We start from the raw sequence: 16,427 nt of genomic DNA on the forward strand, positions 1-16,427 counted from the left end.
TACGTGCCCACTCCTCGGCCCAAGGGGAGGACATGTCCAGTGGTCCAGCAAACACCGCAGGCCCGCCCGGGACCCGGCTACGCGTCGGAGAGGTGCGCGATGGTCGCCGACGCCCGCCGCTGCGCACCGGGGGGAACATCGCGCACAATCTCCGCCAGGAAACCGTAGCGGCGCAACCACTGGCTGCCCTGGCGTTCCTTCCGGGCGTTGGCCCGCTGCCACCAATCGGCGAGGTCACCCCAACCGGGCGCCGCGAGCGAGCCGCCAACCTCCTGCACGGCCAGGGCCGCGCACAGGTTCGCGAAGCGGAGCCGGTCTCCGAGCGGCCACCCGGCCAGGCAGCCCACGATGAACGCCGCTCCGAAGCAGTCACCGGCCCCGGTGGGATCGTAGGCCCGGACAGGCAGGGACGGGACCCACTCCTCCTCCCCCGTTTCAGAGTCCACGGCCATCGACCCCTGCGGGCCGAGGGTGACCACCGCCACGGGGACCTTGTCCGCGAGGGAGTACAGGGCGGACCAGGGATCGTCGCGGCCCGTGAAGGCCATGGCTTCGCGCTGGTTCGGCATGAACGCGTGGAAGTGCTCCAGGTTGTCCAACCGGGCGGAGGACCACACGCCGGTGGGATCCCAGCCGACATCGCCGAAGAGCCGGACGCCGTTCTTGCGCGCCTCGAGGGCCCAGGGTTCGAGTTCCTCCCCCAGTTCCGCCACCGCGGCGAGCGCCTGGGGCGGACAGCCGACCAGTTCGGTGGGGGACACCGGCGCCGGATGGCCGTGCGTCACCATGGACCGGTCCTTCTCCACGCTCAAGGACACGGTGACCGGCGAATGCCAGCCCGGCACCCGCCGGGACAGGGAAAGGTCCACGTGTTCCTGGCCGGCCAGGATCTTCCAGTTGTAGTCGCCGTAGCCGTCGTCGCCGAACACGGCGGCCAACCCTGTCCGCAGGCCGAGCCGGGCCGCGGCGATCGCCTGGTTGGCGACACCGCCCGGGCAGCTGCCCATCCCGTCGCTCCAGATTTCCGTTCCGGGCTGGGGTGCATGCGGCAACCCGGTGAAGATGATGTCCTGGAAGACGGTGCCGGTCAGGAAGAGGTCGAACCCGCCCGCCGCCGTGCTGCGGACGGCAGACAGCGGGTCGAACCGCCGCGTCGGGATCGGGTCCATATATGGCAGGTTACGCTCTACCGCTGTCGAGGGAAACCGTAAGGAAAAGCGCTGGCCGGTGCGCCGGCCCGGCGGAACCGCTGCGGACGCAGCGTCAGGACCCGCGGAGAATAGACTGTCCGGATGCGGCTCACAATCGTCGGCGGGGGCGGTTTCCGGGTCCCGCTGATCTACCGGGCGCTCTCCGCCGGCCCCTTCTCGGGACTGGTGCGGGAGCTTGTGCTCTACGACGTCGACGCCGGCCGGCTGGCCGCCATCGAGGCAGTCCTGGCGGCCCTGGCCCAGCAGGATCCGGCGGGCTCGGGTCCCGAGGTCCGTACCGTGTCCACCCTCTCCGGGGCCCTCGACGGTGCGGACATGGTCTTTGCCGCCATCCGGCCAGGCGGCACCGAGGGACGGACCGCCGATGAACGGATTGCCCTGGATCTAGGGCTCCTGGGGCAGGAAACCACCGGTGCCGGCGGCATCTCCTACGCGCTGCGGTCCATTCCGCCGATGCTGGGCCTCGCCGAGGAAATGCGCAGCCGTTGCCCCGGAGCCTGGCTGCTGAACTTCACCAACCCGGCCGGCATGGTCACCGAGGCCCTGGCCCCCGCGCTCGGGCACCGGGTGATCGGGATCTGCGATTCCGCCGGCGGGCTGGTGCACCGTGCGGCGCGGGCCGCAGGCGCCGCACTGCCGGAAGGAAGGCTCGACGGCGTCGGCTACTACGGCTTGAACCACCTCGGCTGGCTGTACCGCCTGCAGTCCAAGGGCCGGGACGTGCTGCCGGAACTGCTCGCGGACCCTGCGGCGCTCGCGGAATTCGAGGAGGGCCGGCTGTTCCCGCCCGGCATGCTGGCCGCGCTTGGCTGCCTGCCGAACGAGTACCTCTTCTACTACTACGAGACCGAGCGCGCGCTGGCCGGCATGCGCGGCGCGCCCCTGACCCGGGGTGAATCGATCGCACGCCAGCAGGCCGAACTCTATCCCCGGCTGGCGGCCGCCGGGCCGGAGGCTTTTGCGCTGTGGGAGGCCGCACGCCGGTCCCGCGAGGAGGGCTATCTCGCGGAGGCGCGCGGTGCGGGCGAGCGCCGGGACGAGACCGACCTCGCCGGCGGCGGCTACGAACGGGTGGCTCTGGCGGCCATGCGTGCCCTGTCCGGCGGCGGCGCGGCCGACCTGATCCTCAACACGGTCAACACCGTCCCCGGCCCGGGCGGGAACACCGCCGGGTCCCCGGTGCCGGCGGTCCCGGGGCTGCCGGCGGACGGCGTCGTCGAGGTTCCCTGCCGGGTGACGCCCGAGGGCGCGGTGCCGCTCCCGCAGGATCCTCCGGGGCCGGCGCAACTGGGGCTGATGCGCCGGGTCAAAGACGTCGAGCGGCTCGTCGTGGAGGCTGCGACGGCCGGGTCGCGGGAGGCGGCCCTGGCCGCGTTCGCCAGGCACCCGCTCGTGGATTCGGAGGTCCTGGCCGGCAAACTGCTGGCCGGGTACGAGGCCGCGTTCCCGGGGCTGGGCCGCCTGTGGCGCGGAGGGCCGTAGCGGCCAGGTTCCGGGATCGCCGGCAGCGGGACCGTCATGCGGAAGCAGGCTTGGGAACCACCTGTGAACCGGCCGCCACTTCAGGAGTAGTGTTTTATCGAAACGCAATCTGCAGAGGAAAGGGGAACCGTGTCGCTGATCCGCCGCGTCGCTTTCCTTTCCCTGCACACCTCTCCCATGGAGCAGCCCGGTTCCGGGGACGCCGGCGGAATGAACGTGTACGTCCGGGCGCTGGCTGCGGCCCTCGCCGAGACGGGCGTGGAAGTCGAGATCTTCACGCGGTCCACCTCGGCCTCGCAGCCCGCCGTCGAACACCCGTCACCGGGGGTGTGCGTGCACAACGTCCTCGCCGGCCCCCCGCGGAAGCTGCCCAAAGAGGAGCTCCCGGAGCTGTTGCACAGCATGGTTGCCGAGATCGACCGGATCCGGCACCTCCAGCCGCACGGCCGGTACGACGTCATCCATTCCCATTACTGGGTGTCCGGGGTGGCCGGGCTGGAACTCGCGGAACTCTGGCGGCTGCCCCTGGTGCACACCATGCACACCATGGCCAAGGTCAAGAACCAGCTCCTCGAATCCGGCGAACAGCCCGAACCGCGGCGGCGTGAGGACGGCGAGCACCGAATTGTCGACGGCGCCGCCCGGCTGATCGCCAACACCGGCACCGAAGCGGCGGAGCTGGTCTCGCACTACAACGCCGACATGGACCGGATCGACGTCGCGCCGCCGGGCGTGGACCTGGCGATCTTCACGCCGTCGTTCAGGAACCGCGCCCGGGCCGCGCACGGCATCGCCCCGGGCAAGTTCCATCTGCTGTTCGCGGGCCGGATCCAGCGGCTCAAGGGCCCGCAGATCCTGATCAAAGCCGCGGCGCTCCTGCGGTCCCGGCGCCCGGACATCGACCTGCAGCTGACCATCCTAGGGGCGGTCAGCGGGGCCAAGGACTTCAACCTGAAGGCGCTGATCAGAGCCGCCGGAATGGACGACGTCGTTACCCACCACCCGCCGGTCAACGCACCGGAGCTGGCCGACTGGTACCGTTCGGCCGACGTCGTGGTGATGCCTTCCTACAGCGAGTCTTTCGGCCTGGTGGCGCTGGAGGCGCAGGCCTGCGGGACGCCCGTGCTCGCCACGAAGGTCGGCGGCCTGTCCCGGGCGGTCCGGGATGGGTTCACGGGCATGCTGGTCGAGGGGCACAAAGCCGGCGACTGGGCTGACGCCCTCGAAGCGCTGTTCGACGATCCCCAGACGCGCACCGACATGGGACGCGCCGCCGCGCTCCACGCCCAGGATTTCGGCTGGCAGCGCACGGCCGCGATCACGTTGGAGAGCTATCACACCGCCGTGAGCCAGTATTTTGGGAACCTGACCGTCCCGGCGGGCCGCGCACCCTGAACCGCCCCTCCCGGCGCCGGACCGGCACACGGGACCGCATATAAGCTAGCGGCTACAGCGACGACGCCCCGAGCCGAAGGACAACGATGGCTGAGACCACCAACCCCGGGAACAACGTACCCAGCGACCTGGAGATTGCCCGGCAGGCAGTTATCCAGCCGATCGAGGAGATTGCCGCGGCGGCCGGCATCAATCCGGACGCGCTGGAGCTCTACGGACCCTACAAGGCCAAGATCGATCCGGCGAAGCTGAGGGCCCCCGCGGATGCCGCCGCTGGGATCCCGGCGCGCCCGGGACGCGCCCCCGGCAAAGTCGTGCTGGTCTCGGCCATGTCCCCCACCCAGGCAGGCGAGGGCAAGTCCACCTTGACGGTCGGGCTCGCCGATTCCCTGGCCCGCGCCGGGCACAAAGTCATGGTCGCGCTGCGCGAGCCCTCACTCGGTCCCATCCTCGGGATGAAGGGCGGCGCCACCGGCGGCGGCTACTCCCAAGTGCTGCCGATGGACCAGATCAACCTGCACTTCACCGGTGACTTCCACGCCATCACCTCGGCGAACAACGCCCTCATGGCGCTCGTGGACAACCACATCTTCCAGGGAAACGAGCTCAACATCGATCCCCGCCGGATGACGTTCAAACGGGTCCTGGACATGAACGACCGGGCACTCCGTGAGGTCGTCATCGGCCTCGGCGGCCCGGCCCAGGGCGTCCCGCGGCAGGACGGCTTCGACATTACCGTGGCCTCCGAGATCATGGCGGTCTTCTGCCTCGCCACGGACCTGGACGATCTGCGCGAGCGGCTGGGGCGGATCACGTTCGGGTACACCTACGACCGCCGGCCCGTCACCGTGGCCGATCTCGGCGTTCAGGGCGCCCTGACCCTGCTGCTCAAAGAGGCGATCAAGCCCAATCTCGTGCAGACCATCGCCGGCACCCCGGCACTGGTCCACGGCGGGCCCTTCGCCAACATCGCGCACGGCTGCAACTCCCTCATCGCCACCCAGACGGCCCGCAGCATCGCGGACATCGTCGTCACCGAGGCGGGATTCGGGGCGGACCTCGGCGCCGAGAAGTACATGGACATCAAAGCCCGGATGGCCGACGTCGCCCCCTCCGCCGTCGTCATCGTGGCCACCGTCCGGGCGCTGAAGATGCACGGCGGCGTGGTGAAGAACCGGCTCAAGGAACCCGACGTGGAGGCCCTCGCATCCGGCGTCGTGAATCTTCAGCGCCACATCCGGAACGTCGAGAAGTTCGGCATCACGCCGGTCGTCGCGATCAACAAATTCGCCACCGACGCGGCCGAGGAGCTGGACTGGCTGCTGGGGTGGTGCGCCGCCGAGAACGTCCAGGCCGCGGTGGCCGACGTCTGGGGCCGCGGCGGCGGCGGTGACGGCGGCGACGAGCTCGCGGCGAAGGTTGCTGCCGCGATGAACGCCCCGCAAGGCTTCCGGCACCTCTACCCGCTGGACATGTCCGTCGAGGACAAGATCCGGACCATCGTGCAGGAGGTCTACGGCGCCGACGGCGTGGATTTCTCCGTGCCGGCGCTCAAACGGCTCGCGGAGATCGAGAAGAACGGCTGGTCCGGGATGCCGGTGTGCATGGCCAAGACCCAGTACTCCTTTAGCGATGACGCCTCTCTGCTCGGCGCGCCCAAGGGATTCATCATTCATGTCCGGGACCTCATTCCCAAGACCGGCGCAGGGTTCATCGTCGCCCTGACCGGCGCGGTCATGACCATGCCGGGCCTGCCCAAGGTCCCGGCCGCGATGCGCATGGACGTCGACGCGGCCGGCAACCCCGTCGGCCTCACCTGAGACCCTCCCTCACCTCCCGCACCGCCCCACCCAACGCTCCCTCACATCCTGCGCCGCCCCACCCAACGCTCCCTCACCTCATGTGCCGGCCGCCGGGCAGATCCGGACCGCCTGTGGATAACTTCTGCAGCGGCTGTTCAAGTGGGCCCACAATGCCAGCATGAGAACGCGAACGGAGCTTCCGGGGCCACTCAGCGAAGCGCCCTTCACTATCGAGGCTGCCAGGACCTGGGGAGTGCCGAGAAGCAGACTGAGGCAACGCGACATCAAGCACGTCAGCCGCGGGCTCTACCGGCCCGCAGAATGGAGCTTCGAGTTGGAGGCCGCGGCTCGCGCCCTGTCGGTGGCATCGCCGGGCGCCTGGATCTCGCACGTCACAGCCGCCAGACTCCGGTGTCAGCTGTTGCCGCCGTGGCTCTCTGACTGTGAGGAGCTGCACCTTAGCAAGCCGCGGGACCTACCCGAGGTTCGGCGCAAGGGCATCGTCGGGCACACCGTTCTGGCTTTGGATGACGAGGTCGAAACCGCGGACGGCATGCGGGTCAGCACGCGTCCCAGGACGTGGCTCGATCTCGCCCGTCGGCTGAGCGTATCCGAGTTGGTTTGTATGGGCGACGAGCTCGTTCGGATTCCCCGATTCAATTTTGAAGGACGAAGTGAGCCCTTCGCGACCATCGATGGGCTACGTTCAATGGTGAGCCGCCACCCGAATTTGCAGGGAATCGTCCGGGCACGGGCGGCACTGGACCTGATGCGTGTGGGATCCGATTCAGGCCCGGAAACACTATTGCGTCTCGCGATTTTAGACGCCGGACTCCCGGAGCCGGAGCTTCAGCTCCCGCTCCGCCAGGATGGTCGGGTGTCCCCAACGGCGGACCTTGGGTATCGCCGGCGGCGGCTGGCCGTCCAGTACGACGGCGGACACCACTTACTCCCCGACCAAGTCTTCAGCGATCGCCGACGTGACAAGGCCTTTGAGGCAGCGGGATGGACGGTGCTTACCCTGACTAAAGACGACCTTGCGGACGGCTTCGCGGGCGCCCTCACCAGGATCAAACGAATCCTCCGCTCGATGCCCCTTACCCCGTCGGCCGCTGCTGGCTTTTCCAGCCAACTCTGAAGGTGCGACCCGCCGATACCGGCGCAATGTGAGGGAGGATCGGGCAGGTCCCGACCACACTCTAAAATCGTCTGGCGGAGGCTCCCTGGACGCACGATGCTCCCGCACCAAAGGTGCGGGAGCATCGTGTGAAAACACCCCACAACCGCGGGAGCATCCGATCACAACACCCCACAACCGCGGGAGCATCCGATCAGAACACCCCACAACCGCGGGAGCATCCGGTCAGAACACCCCACAACCGCGGGAGCATCCGGTCAGAACACCCCACAACCGCGGGAGCATCCGGTCAGAACACCCCACAACTACGGGAGCGTCGGGGAAGAAGGGGCGGGGTTAGCGTTCCAGGTCGCCGCGGATGAAGGCCTCGACCTTTTCCCGGCCGAGGTCGTCGTTGAACTGCTCCGGCGGGGACTTCATGAAGTAGCTCGACGCCGACACCAGCGGACCGCCGACGCCGCGGTCCAGGCCGATCTTCGCGGCACGGATGGCGTCGATGATCACACCGGCGGAGTTGGGCGAGTCCCAGACCTCCAGCTTGTATTCCAGCGACACCGGCGCGTCACCGAAGTTGCGGCCCTCCAGGCGCACGAAGGCCCACTTGCGGTCATCGAGCCACTGGACATAGTCCGACGGGCCGATGTGGACGTCCTTGGCGGCCAGCTCGGCCTCGACGTTGGAGGTCACGGCCTGCGTCTTGGAGATCTTCTTCGACTCGAGGCGGTCGCGTTCCAGCATGTTCTTGAAGTCCATGTTGCCGCCCACGTTCAGCTGGTACGTCCGGTCCAGGGTCACGCCGCGGTCCTCGAACAGCTTCGCCATCACGCGGTGCGTAATGGTCGCACCGATCTGGCTCTTGATGTCATCGCCCACGATCGGCACCCCGGCGGCGGTGAATTTGTCAGCCCACTCCTTGGTGCCGGCAATGAACACGGGCAGGGCGTTGACGAACGCCACGCCGGCGTCGATCGCGCACTGGGCGTAGAACTCGGCAGCCTCCTGCGAGCCGACCGGCAGGTAGCAGACCATCACGTCAACCCGGGCGTCCCGCAGGGCCTGGACGACGTCGACCGGCTCCGCCGGGGACTGCTCGATGGTCTCCAGGTAGTACTTTCCGAGGCCGTCCAGGGTGTGGCCGCGCTGGACGGTCACACCGGTCGGGGGGACATCGGCGATCTTGATGGTGTTGTTTTCGCTGGCCAGGATGGCGGCGGAGAGGTCCTGGCCGACCTTCTTGCCGTCGACGTCGAACGCGGCAACGAACTCGACGTCGCCGACGTGGTACTGGCCGAACTCCACGTGCATCAGGCCAGGGATCGTGGCCTGGGGGTCGGCATCCTTGTAGTACTGGACGCCCTGGACCAGCGAAGCGGCACAGTTACCTACGCCGACGATTGCAACACGAATCGGATGTGAAGACACGGAACTCCTTTTGAGCAGGGTGACCGGCGCGGCCGCACTCTGGTGTACTGCATCAGTGGTGCGGGCGGCTGGCGGACACGGCGCCATGAGGCGCCCTTAGTAGTCTAATCAACACCCCCGGGGCCGCGGTTGTTCCCCCGCGGCCCCGGCGTTTGTGTCGGGTGAGGGGCCGGCTACTTCTGGGCCCACAGGTTGATGTCGGACTCGACGGCGAACTCATCGATCGCGCCGATCTCGGCGGCCGTGAAATCCAGGTTGTTGATAGCGGACAGTGTGTCCTCGAGCTGCCGGACGCTGGACGCGCCGACCAGTGCGGACGTGACGGACGAGCCCTTTGTCTGCTCGCGCAGGATCCAGGCGATCGCCAGCTGCGCCAGCGTCTGACCGCGGCCCTCGGCGATCCGCTGCAGCCCGCGGACGCGGGACAGGTTCTCGTCACTGATCATGCCTTCGTCCAGCGACTTGCCCTGGGCGGCGCGGGAGTCGGCCGGGATGCCCTGCAGGTAGCGGTCGGTGAGCATGCCCTGCGCCAGCGGCGAGAACGCGATGGACCCGGCGCCCACCTGCTCCAGCGCCTCGTAGAGGTTCGGGCTGCCGTTCTCGGTTCAGCATTGAGTAGCTGGGCTGGTGGATCAGCAGCGGGGTGCCGAGGTCCTTGAGGATCCGTGCCGCCTCGAGGGTCTGTTCCGCGGTGTAGGACGAAATGCCCGCGTACAAGGCCTTCCCGGAACGCACGGCCTGGTCCAGGGCACCCATGGTCTCCTCCATCGGCGTCTCGGGGTCGGGCCGGTGGCTGTAGAAGATGTCCACGTACTCCAGCCCCATCCGGCCCAGAGACTGGTCGAGGCTGGCCAGCAGGTACTTGCGGGAGCCGAAGTTGCCGTAGGGGCCCGGCCACATGTCGTAGCCGGCCTTGCTGGAGATGATCAGTTCGTCCCGGTAGGGCCTGAAGTCGTCCTTGAGGTGGCGTCCGAAGTTGGTTTCGGCGCTGCCGTAGGGCGGCCCGTAGTTGTTGGCGAGGTCGAAGTGGGTGACGCCCAGATCGAAGGCGCGGCGCAGGATGGCGCGCTGGACCTCGAACGGCTTGTCATCGCCGAAGTTGTGCCACAGGCCCAGGGAGATGGCCGGGAGTTTCAGCCCGCTGCGCCCCACGCGGCGGTAGGGCATCGAGTCGTAGCGGGTCTCCGCTGCCGTGTACGTCATGCGTTCCATCCTTCGTCCGTTCCTGGAACCCGTGGGTTCCGGGGAATCCTTAGTTTGTGAGAATCGCGGCGCTGTGGCCGGGGAGGTCAAGCTTGCCGGCGGAGCCGCCCGGCTCAAGCCGAACGCCGTCGTCGGTGGCCAGCGCGACGGAGCCCCCGCGGACGGGCACCCGCCGCGCCTCGGCGGAAAAGTTCAGCGCCACTTCGGTGCGGCCGCGGCGCAGCAGCAGCCAGCGCTCGGCCTCGTCAACCTCGACGGCCGTGTCCGCGAAGCCGGGATCCGTCAGGTCCGGCGTCGTGCGGCGCAGCGCGATCAGCGCCCGGTACAGTTCCAGGAGACGGGCGTGCTCCCCCTCGGCGGCCTCGGCCCAGTTGAGTTTGGACCGGGTGAAGGTCGCGGGGTCCTGCGGATCGGGCACGACGGCGGGGTCCCAGCCCATGCGCTCGAACTCCTTGATCCGGCCTTCGGCCGTCGCCTTGCCCAGTTCCGGCTCCGGGTGGGAGGTAAAGAACTGCCACGGGGTGCTGGCCCCGTATTCCTCGCCCATGAACAGCATGGGCGTGAACGGCGCGGTCAAGGTCGCGACGGCGGCCAGGGCGAGCTGCCCGTAGCCGAGGGTCTGCGAGAGCCGGTCGCCGGTGGCCCGGTTGCCGATCTGGTCGTGGTTCTGGCTGCACACCACCAGCGCGGCGGGGTGCACGCGGGCCGGGTCGATCGGCCGGCCATGGTGGCGGCCCCGGAAGCTGGAGTAGCTGCCGTCGTGGAAGAACCCGCGTTCCAGCACCTTGGCCAGCGCCCCGAGCGATTCGAAGTCGGCGTAGTAGCCGGTGGCCTCACCGCTGACGTTGACGTGGACGGCGTGGTGGAAGTCATCGCTCCACTGCCCGGCCAGCCCGTAGCCGTTGGCGTCCCGCGGGTAGAGCAGGCGCGGGTTGTTCAGGTCCGATTCCGCGATCAGGGTGGCCGGGCGCCCGGTCTCCGCGGAAATTTCGTCCGCGAGGGCGCCGAAGTCCTCCAGGAGGTGCACGGCGCGCTCGTCCTTGAAGGCATGTACGGCGTCCAGCCGCAGGCCGTCCACATGGTAATCCCGCAGCCACATGGCGGCGTTGTCCAGGATGTAGCGGCGGACCTCGTCAGAGTCCGGTCCGTCGAGGTTGACGGAGTCGCCCCACGTGTTGCCCTCCCCCGACTTCAGGTAGGGCCCGAACCGCGGCAGATAGTTCCCGCTGGGGCCCAGGTGGTTGTAGACCACGTCCTGGATGACGCCAAGGCCGGCAGCGTGGGCGGCGTCCACGAAGCGCTGGTACGCGGCGGGGCCGCCGTAGCCTTCGTGCACGGTGTACCAGAGCACGCCGTCGTAGCCCCAGTTGTGGGTGCCGTTGAACCCGTTGACCGGCAGCAGCTCCACGAAATCGACGCCGAGCTCCGCCAGATACGACAGTTTCCCGGTCGCGGCGTCCAGGGTTCCCTCGGGGGTGAAGGTGCCGACGTGGAGTTCATAGATGACCGCGCCCTTGAGCTCGCGTCCGGCCCACTGCCCGTCCGACCACTGGTGGCTCCCGGCGTCGAACGTGCGCGAGAGCGCGTGCACCCCCGCGGGCTGGCGGCGGGAGCGCGGGTCCGGCAGCGGCGTGGAGTCCCCGTCCACCAGGTAGCCGTAGTCCACCTCACCGGAGGCGGGTGCCCCGGCCGCGCTCCACCAACCGTCGCGCCCGTCGCCTACGCGCTCCATCGGGTAGTGCGCCCCGCCAGCGACCAGCGTGACCGCCCGTGCCTTCGGTGCCCAGAGATCAAAGCGTTCGCTTCCGTTTGCAGGCAAAGTCATGGCATTCTTCCGTTCCCCAAGTCGGTTTTGTCAGGTTTGCTCAGATTGTCAGGTGCGCTCAGGCCGCCGGCACCAGCAGAGCCACCGGGTAGGCGGCGAGTACGTCTGCCACCTCCACGGCACCCGGACCGAAAACGTTGCCGGTCAGGTCATCCACCATGGCGCTGCCCAGGTGGATCACGGTGTCCCGCCAGCCGCCAAGCTGTTCGAGTCCGCGGGGCAGCCGGGTGGCCAGCGTCAGTGCGCCCTTGCCCGGTGCGCCTGAGTCCAGTGCGCCTGTGCCGGATGCGCCCCGGTCAAACGCGAGCAGGTGCGCGGCGGCCGGGCCCGTGGCGACAACCGGAGCGTAGCCGGCGAACAGCTCGGGCCGGTCCCGACGCAGGCGCAGGGCGCGCGAGGTGACGAGGAGTTTGGCCGAGTCGTCGAGGAACGACGCCGGACGCGCGTCGGCGTCGAGCGCGGCAAGGGCACGCTGGCGCGCGCCGAAGTCGAACGGCCGGCGGTTGTCCGGATCCGTCAATGACCGGTCCCAGAATTCCGTGCCCTGGTACACGTCAGGGACGCCCGGCATGGTGAGCTGGACGAGCTTGGCCGACAGGGCGTTGGAGGCCCCGTACGGCTCAAGCAGCGACACGAGGTTTTCGAGTTCCGCGCGGACGGCAGGGTCATCGAAGGCAGCGTCGACGGCGGCGGCCAGCTTCCGCTCGAATTCCGGGTCGGGGTCGAGCCAGTTCGTCGAGTTGCCGGCTTCCCGGGCGGCTTTTTGGGCGTAGGACTGCAGCCGGTCGCGGTCCGCCGGCCAGACGCCGGCGACTGCCTGCCACAGGAGGTTGGCCAGGGGCCCGTCAGGCAGGGGTGCCAGCTTCTGCAGCCGCCGCAGGGAGGCCTGCCACTCCGGCGCCCGCTCCGCGAGGACCGAGATCCGGGCGCGGGTGTCTTCGCTGCGCTTCGTGTCGTGGGTGCTCAGCGTCGTCATGGACAACGGGATCTCGGCCTGGCGCCGCGCCATCCGGGCGTGGAACTCTTCGGGCGCGATGGCGAATTCCGTGGGTTCGGCGCCGACTTCGGTCAGCGTGCCCAGCCGGGTGTAGCGGAAGAACGCCGTGTCCTCGACGCCCTTGGCCATGACCATGCCGGAGGTCTGCTGGAACCGGCGTCCCAGCTCCGCCTCGGGCTCGAGGCCGGCGTCAAGCAGGAGCGGCAGCAGCAGCCGGATGGCGTGGTCCAGTTCCGGCCGGCGGCCCGCCGCAAGTTCGCAGGCTTCCTTGAGGACATCCGCCCCGTCCGGCAGGTAGCTGCGGTACACCGGAAAGGCCGCGATGATCTCGGACAGCGCATCCGCCGCCTTGTCCTCGGTCAGGCCGGCATCGGCGGGCACCAGCCGCGCCAGCCGGAGCATCTCCGAATGCAGGATCCCGTCCGTGATGCGGCGCTTGGTGCCCCGGATCATCGCTTCGTAGTCCGTGGGCTGCCCGTCGCGCAGTTCGGTGTCGAGGGCATCGAGGACCTCCTGGCCGCCGGCGTCCACGAACACCCGGTCCACGTCTGCGAGGGCGTCGTAGCCGGTGGTCCCGTCGCAGTCGAACCCGGACGGAAGCCGCTCCCCCGGCTCCAGGATCTTTTCGATCAGCACGTAGCTGCCGCCGGTGGCCTCCCGCAGCCGACGGAGGTAGCCTGCCGGATCGGCGAGCCCGTCCGGGTGGTCGATCCGCAGACCGTCGGCAAGACCCTCGCGGAACCAGCGGAGAACCTCCGCGTGGGCTTCATCAAAGACCTCGGGAACCTCCACCCGGATTCCGGCCAGACTGTTGACGGCGAAGAACCGGCGGTAGTTCAGCTCATTGTCCGCACGGCGCCAGCCGACCAGCTGGTAATGCTGCCGGTCGTGGACCTCGCGCGGGTCATCACCTGCGGTATAGCTTCCCTCGGCCAGGGGAAAGCGGTGGTCGTAGTAGCGCAGCTCGCCGTTCCGGATCTCAAGCGCGTCGACGTCCGAGTCGTCGCCCAGCACGGGAATCCGGACGCGGCCGCCGCCAAAGTCCCAGTCGACGTCGAACGCCTGGGCGTAGCGCGACTGCCGCCCCTCCTTCAAAAGGGACCACCACCACGGGTTCTGGGCCGGGGTCGCGACGCCGACGTGGTTGGGCACGATGTCGACGAGGACGCCCATGCCCGCCGCCCGCGCGGCCTGGGATGCTGCCAGCAGCCCCTCCGCGCCGCCCCGTTCGGGGTCGACGGCGGACGGGTCAGTGACGTCGTAGCCGTGGTCCGAACCCTGCTCTGCGGTCAGAATCGGTGAGAGGTAGATCCAGTCCACGCCCAGCGATTTCAGGTAGGGCACGATCTCCGCGGCGTCCTGCAGCGTGAAGCCGGAACGGATCTGCAGGCGGTACGTTGAGACGGGCGTCCTCATGATGCGGGGCCCTTCTTGGTCCGGGGCTTCTTGGCAATGGCCGCCTTCGCGTCCTTGGACTTCGAGCCCTTGGCGGAGCCACCCTTCGCCGGGGCGGCCTTCGTCGGCTTCTCCTCGGCAGGCTTCTCCTCCGCCGGGGCCTCCGCGGCAGCCTCGGGTTCGCCAGCCGGCTTCTCCGGTTCCGCTTCAGCCGGCTTCTCCGGTTCCGCTTCAGCCGGCTTCTCCGGTTCCGCTTCAGCCGGCTTCTCCGCTGCCGCCTCTGCGGGCTCCTCAGCGGGAGCCTCCTGCAGAGCCTCGGTCTCGGAGACCTCGGCCATGGCAGCCAGGGACGCGGCGGCCGAGTAGTCCACCTCCACCTCGGGGCCCGAGTAGGCGCGCAGCACCACCATCGACTTAGCCGCCAGCGTCAGGACATGTCCCGCCTTGAACGGTTCCGTGGTCTCGCCGGCGTCGGCCGTGTCCACCAGAAGCTCCCAGTACGGTGCGTACTCCTCGGCCGGCAGCAGGAAGTCCACGTCGCCGTCGTGGGCGTTGAAGGCCAGCAGGAAGCTGTCGTCGGTGATGCGGCGCCCGCGCGAATCCTGCTCCTGGATGCCGTGCCCGTTGTAGAACACGCCGATGGTCCGGCCGAAGCCGCTGTCCCAGTCCTCCGGCAGCATCTCCTTGCCGTCAGTGTTCAGCCACACGATGTCCGGCAGCTTCTCGCCTTCGCCGCGGCGCACCGGCCGGCCGTCGAAAAAGCGGCTGCGCCGGAAGGTGGGGTGCTCCCGGCGGATCTTGTTGACGACAGCCGTGAACTCCACCAGCGGCTGGTCCATGGTGTCCCAGTGCACCCAGCTGAGCTCGGAATCCTGGCAGTAGGTGTTGTTGTTGCCCAGCTGGCTCCGGCCCAGCTCGTCGCCGTGCAGGATCATCGGGACGCCCTGTGAAAGCAGCAGGGTGGCGATGAAGTTGCGCTGCTGGCGGGCCCGCAGAGTAAGTACCTTGTCATCATCGGTGTCACCTTCGGCCCCGCAGTTCCAGGACCGGTTGTGGGACTCGCCGTCGTTGTTTCCCTCGCCGTTGGCGTCGTTGTGCTTCTCGTTGTAGGACACGAGGTCCCGCATCGTGAAGCCGTCGTGGGCCGTCACGAAGTTGATGGAGGCCACCGGCCGCCGCGCAGAGCTCTCATAGAGGTCGGCGGATCCGGTCAGCCGCGAGGCAAACTCACCCAGGGTGGACGGTTCGCCGCGCCAGAAGTCACGGACCGTGTCCCGGTACTTGCCGTTCCACTCGGTCCACTGCGGCGGGAAGTTGCCCACCTGGTACCCGCCGGGTCCAACGTCCCACGGTTCGGCGATCAGCTTGACCTGAGAGACGACCGGGTCCTGCTGAATGAGTTCGAAGAAGGTGGACAGCTTGTCCACATCGTAGAATTCCCGGGCCAGGGTGGAGGCGAGGTCGAAGCGGAACCCGTCCACGTGCATCTCCGTGACCCAGTACCGCAGGGAGTCCATCAGCAGCTGCAGTGAGTGCGGGTGGCGGACGTTCAGCGAGTTCCCGGTGCCCGTATAGTCCATGTAGTGCTTCAGGTCGCCGTCCACCAGGCGGTAGTACGCCGCGTTGTCGATGCCCTTGAAGGACAGGGTGGGTCCGAGGTGGTTTCCTTCGGCGGTGTGGTTGTACACCACGTCCAGGATCACTTCGATGCCCGCCTTGTGCAGGTCGCGCACCATCGCCTTGAATTCCTGGACCTGGTGCCCGACGTCGCCGGTGGAACTGTACGTGTTCTGCGGGGCGAAGAACCCGATGGTGTTGTAGCCCCAGTAGTTGTTCAGGCCCTTCTCCACGAGTGTGCCGTCATTGACGAACTGGTGGACGGGCATGAGCTCGATTGCCGTCACGCCGAGCTTCTGGAGGTGCTCGATGACCGCCGGGTGCGCGACGCCGGCGTAGGTGCCGCGCTGCTCCTCCGGAACTTCCGGGTGCAATTCGGTCAGGCCCTTGACGTGGGCTTCATAGATGACGGACTCGTGGTACGGGACCCGGAGCTGGCGGTCGTTGTCCCAGTCGAAGAACGGGTTGATGACCACGCCGTGCATCGCGTGGGGGGCCGAATCGGCGTCGTTCCGGGACAACGGGTCACCGAAGTTGTAGGAGAAGAGCGCCGGGTCCCAGTCGATCTGGCCCTGGATGGCCTTGGCGTAAGGGTCCAGCAACAGCTTGTTGGGGTTGAAGCGGTTCCCGCTGTCCGGGTCGTAGGGGCCGTGGACGCGGTAGCCGTACTTCTGGCCGGGCTGGATGTGCGGCAGGTAACAGTGCCACACGTACCCGTCCACCTCGGTGAGTTCGATCCGGGTTTCCGTCAGGTCATCAGCCAGGAGGCACAGTTCCACGCGTTCCGCGCGTTCGCTGAACAGGGCAAAGTTGGTGCCGGTGCCGTCAAACGTGGCTCCCAGCGGGTAAGCCGTTCCGGGCCAGACTTCCATTTGTACTCCTCTTGGGTGACGGATGATCTCTAGACAGACTACTTGTAAGTAGGGTTAGCATTTGTCGC

Annotated in this window: 10 protein-coding genes and 1 pseudogene; 4 read left to right on the forward strand and 7 right to left on the reverse strand. The window is 68.3% G+C overall.

Annotated features, from left to right (window positions below):
• Positions 1 to 77 precede the first annotated feature (77 nt).
• Entirely contained in the window at positions 78 to 1,169 is a 1,092-nt protein-coding gene (locus ACFVVK_RS15830) for a carbohydrate kinase family protein (RefSeq protein ID WP_390268867.1), read from the reverse strand.
• 123 nt (positions 1,170 to 1,292) lie between these two features.
• Between ACFVVK_RS15830 and ACFVVK_RS15835 the strand changes: the two genes are divergently transcribed.
• The 3 genes from ACFVVK_RS15835 (at position 1,293) to ACFVVK_RS15845 (ending at position 5,908) form a co-directional block, all read left to right on the forward strand.
• The gene (locus tag ACFVVK_RS15835) at positions 1,293 to 2,693 is read left to right on the forward strand and encodes a 6-phospho-beta-glucosidase (protein WP_390268870.1); all 1,401 of its coding nucleotides are present in this window, start codon (positions 1,293 to 1,295) and stop codon (positions 2,691 to 2,693) included.
• 129 nt (positions 2,694 to 2,822) lie between these two features.
• Positions 2,823 to 4,088: a D-inositol-3-phosphate glycosyltransferase gene (gene mshA / locus ACFVVK_RS15840; RefSeq protein ID WP_390268873.1), complete on the forward strand. Its 1,266-nt coding sequence runs from the start codon at positions 2,823 to 2,825 to the stop codon at positions 4,086 to 4,088.
• Positions 4,089 to 4,174: 86 nt separating this feature from the next.
• Positions 4,175 to 5,908 carry a formate--tetrahydrofolate ligase gene (locus ACFVVK_RS15845; RefSeq protein ID WP_390268876.1) on the forward strand — a complete coding sequence of 578 codons (1,734 nt, stop codon included), beginning with the start codon at positions 4,175 to 4,177 and terminating at the stop codon, positions 5,906 to 5,908.
• An 802-nt stretch (positions 5,909 to 6,710) separates the two neighbouring features.
• Here the strand turns inward: ACFVVK_RS15845 and ACFVVK_RS15850 are convergent.
• Positions 6,711 to 6,833: a hypothetical protein gene (locus ACFVVK_RS15850; protein ID WP_390269140.1), complete on the reverse strand. Its 123-nt coding sequence runs from the start codon at positions 6,831 to 6,833 to the stop codon at positions 6,711 to 6,713.
• On the opposite strand from ACFVVK_RS15850, the gene ACFVVK_RS15855 reads away from it, so the two are divergent.
• On the forward strand, positions 6,807 to 7,028 hold the full coding sequence (locus ACFVVK_RS15855) for a hypothetical protein (protein WP_390269128.1): 222 nt from the start codon (positions 6,807 to 6,809) through the stop codon (positions 7,026 to 7,028). The genes ACFVVK_RS15850 and ACFVVK_RS15855 overlap by 27 nt on opposite strands.
• A 336-nt stretch (positions 7,029 to 7,364) precedes the next feature.
• Here ACFVVK_RS15855 and ACFVVK_RS15860 read toward each other — a convergent pair whose 3' ends face one another.
• The 5 genes and pseudogenes from ACFVVK_RS15860 to glgX form a co-directional block, all read right to left on the reverse strand.
• On the reverse strand, positions 7,365 to 8,450 hold the full coding sequence (locus ACFVVK_RS15860) for an inositol-3-phosphate synthase (protein ID WP_390268879.1): 1,086 nt from the start codon (positions 8,448 to 8,450) through the stop codon (positions 7,365 to 7,367).
• 173 nt (positions 8,451 to 8,623) lie between these two features.
• Positions 8,624 to 9,653, reverse strand: a pseudogene (gene mgrA / locus ACFVVK_RS15865) (L-glyceraldehyde 3-phosphate reductase).
• A 49-nt stretch (positions 9,654 to 9,702) separates the two neighbouring features.
• Positions 9,703 to 11,478 carry a malto-oligosyltrehalose trehalohydrolase gene (gene treZ, locus ACFVVK_RS15870; RefSeq protein WP_390268883.1) on the reverse strand — a complete coding sequence of 592 codons (1,776 nt, stop codon included), beginning with the start codon at positions 11,476 to 11,478 and terminating at the stop codon, positions 9,703 to 9,705.
• A gap of 58 nt (positions 11,479 to 11,536) precedes the next feature.
• Positions 11,537 to 13,891 carry a malto-oligosyltrehalose synthase gene (treY, locus tag ACFVVK_RS15875; protein WP_390268885.1) on the reverse strand — a complete coding sequence of 785 codons (2,355 nt, stop codon included), beginning with the start codon at positions 13,889 to 13,891 and terminating at the stop codon, positions 11,537 to 11,539.
• Positions 13,888 to 16,359, reverse strand: a complete 2,472-nt coding sequence (gene glgX, locus ACFVVK_RS15880) for a glycogen debranching protein GlgX (RefSeq protein WP_390268888.1) — start codon at positions 16,357 to 16,359, stop codon at positions 13,888 to 13,890. The genes treY and glgX overlap by 4 nt, the downstream gene beginning before the upstream one ends.
• Positions 16,360 to 16,427: the final 68 nt, after the last annotated feature.

Source organism: Arthrobacter sp. NPDC058192 (assembly GCF_042883665.1).
In the GTDB taxonomy this organism is placed as follows: Bacteria; Actinomycetota; Actinomycetes; order Actinomycetales; family Micrococcaceae; genus Arthrobacter.